Annotated in this window: 1 tRNA gene and 2 rRNA genes (1 of these 3 only partly in view); all 3 read left to right on the top strand. The window is 55.5% G+C overall.

Annotated features, from left to right (window positions below):
* Nucleotides 1-1,446: ribosomal RNA gene (locus AO684_RS11105) — 23S ribosomal RNA — on the top strand; it begins 1,387 nt to the left of the window's first position.
* A gap of 88 nt (nucleotides 1,447-1,534) precedes the next feature.
* Nucleotides 1,535-1,649, top strand: a 5S ribosomal RNA gene (gene rrf / locus AO684_RS11110).
* 39 nt (nucleotides 1,650-1,688) lie between these two features.
* Nucleotides 1,689-1,765 (top strand) — tRNA-Met (locus AO684_RS11115).
* Nucleotides 1,766-1,767: the final 2 nt, after the last annotated feature.

Consider the following 1,767-nt stretch of genomic DNA (forward strand, 5'->3'; position numbering starts at 1 on the left):
GTTCCTGCTTAAAGCTAATCTGAGCAGGGTAAGCCGGCCCCTAAGGCGAGGCCGAAAGGCGTAGTCGATGGGAACCACGTTAATATTCGTGGGCCAGGAGGATGTGACGGATCGCAGGTGTAGTTCGGTCTTATCGGATTGACCGGGCTGCTGAGCGGTTCCTGGAAATAGCCCTCCATCAGACCGTACCCCAAACCGACACAGGTGGACTGGTAGAGAATACCAAGGCGCTTGAGAGAACCACATCAAAGGAACTCGGCAAAATGCTCCCGTAAGTTCGCGAGAAGGGAGCCCCTCTTGTGCGCAAGCATGGGAGGGGGGCACAAACCAGGGGGTGGCGACTGTTTACTTAAAACACAGGGCTGTGCGAAGCCGTAAGGCGACGTATACAGTCTGACGCCTGCCCGGTGCTGGAAGGTTAAAAGGAGGGGTGCAAGCTCTGAATTGAAGCCCCAGTAAACGGCGGCCGTAACTATAACGGTCCTAAGGTAGCGAAATTCCTTGTCGGGTAAGTTCCGACCTGCACGAATGGCGTAACGATCTCCCCGCTGTCTCTGATGTGGACTCAGCGAAATTGAACTGTGTGTCAAGATGCACACTTCCCGCGGTTAGACGGAAAGACCCCATGAACCTTTACTCCAGCTTTGCACTGGCATCAGGATTGTGATGTGCAGGATAGGTGGTAGGCATCGAAGCAGAGACGCCAGTTTCTGTGGAGCCTCCCTTGAGATACCACCCTTCGCACTCTTGATGTCTAACCGCGGCCCGTCATCCGGGTCCGGGACCATGCATGGTGGGGAGTTTGACTGGGGCGGTCGCCTCCCAAATCGTAACGGAGGCGCGCGAAGGTTGGCTCAGAGCGGTCGGAAATCGCTCGTTGAGTGCAATGGCAGAAGCCAGCCTGACTGCAAGACTGACAAGTCGAGCAGAGACGAAAGTCGGCCATAGTGATCCGGTGGTCCCAAGTGGGAGGGCCATCGCTCAACGGATAAAAGGTACTCTGGGGATAACAGGCTGATGATGCCCAAGAGTCCATATCGACGGCATCGTTTGGCACCTCGATGTCGGCTCATCTCATCCTGGGGCTGGAGCAGGTCCCAAGGGTATGGCTGTTCGCCATTTAAAGAGGTACGTGAGCTGGGTTTAGAACGTCGTGAGACAGTTCGGTCCCTATCTGCCGTGGGTGTAGGAGACTTGAGAAGAGTTGCCCCTAGTACGAGAGGACCGGGGTGAACGTTCCACTGGTGGACCAGTTGTCGTGCCAACGGCAGTGCTGGGTAGCTATGAACGGACAGGATAACCGCTGAAGGCATCTAAGCGGGAAGCCCCCTTCAAAACAAGGTCTCCCTTGAGAGCCGTGGAAGACCACCACGTCGATAGGCCGGAGGTGTAAGTGCAGCAATGCATTCAGCTGACCGGTACTAATTGCTCGATAGGCTTGATTTGATCCAGTAACAGCAAGACTGGTCAAAAGCTCAAAACCTGAACAAGCGCTACTGCGCCTGATGTTCCTCATAAACGGGTCTTTCCTCGGTTTGGTGGTCATAGCGCTGGCTAAACACCCGATCCCATCCCGAACTCGGCCGTTAAGGGCCAACACGCCAATGGTACTGCGTCTCAAGACGTGGGAGAGTAGGTCACCGCCAAACCTAGAAAAGACCCCATCAACGATACAAAAAACACCCGGACGCGGGGTGGAGCAGCCCGGTAGCTCGTCAGGCTCATAACCTGAAGGCCGCAGGTTCAAATCCTGCCCCCGCAACCAAA

Source organism: Gemmobacter sp. LW-1, from assembly GCF_001303875.1.
In the GTDB taxonomy this organism is placed as follows: domain Bacteria; phylum Pseudomonadota; class Alphaproteobacteria; order Rhodobacterales; family Rhodobacteraceae; genus Gemmobacter; species Gemmobacter caeni.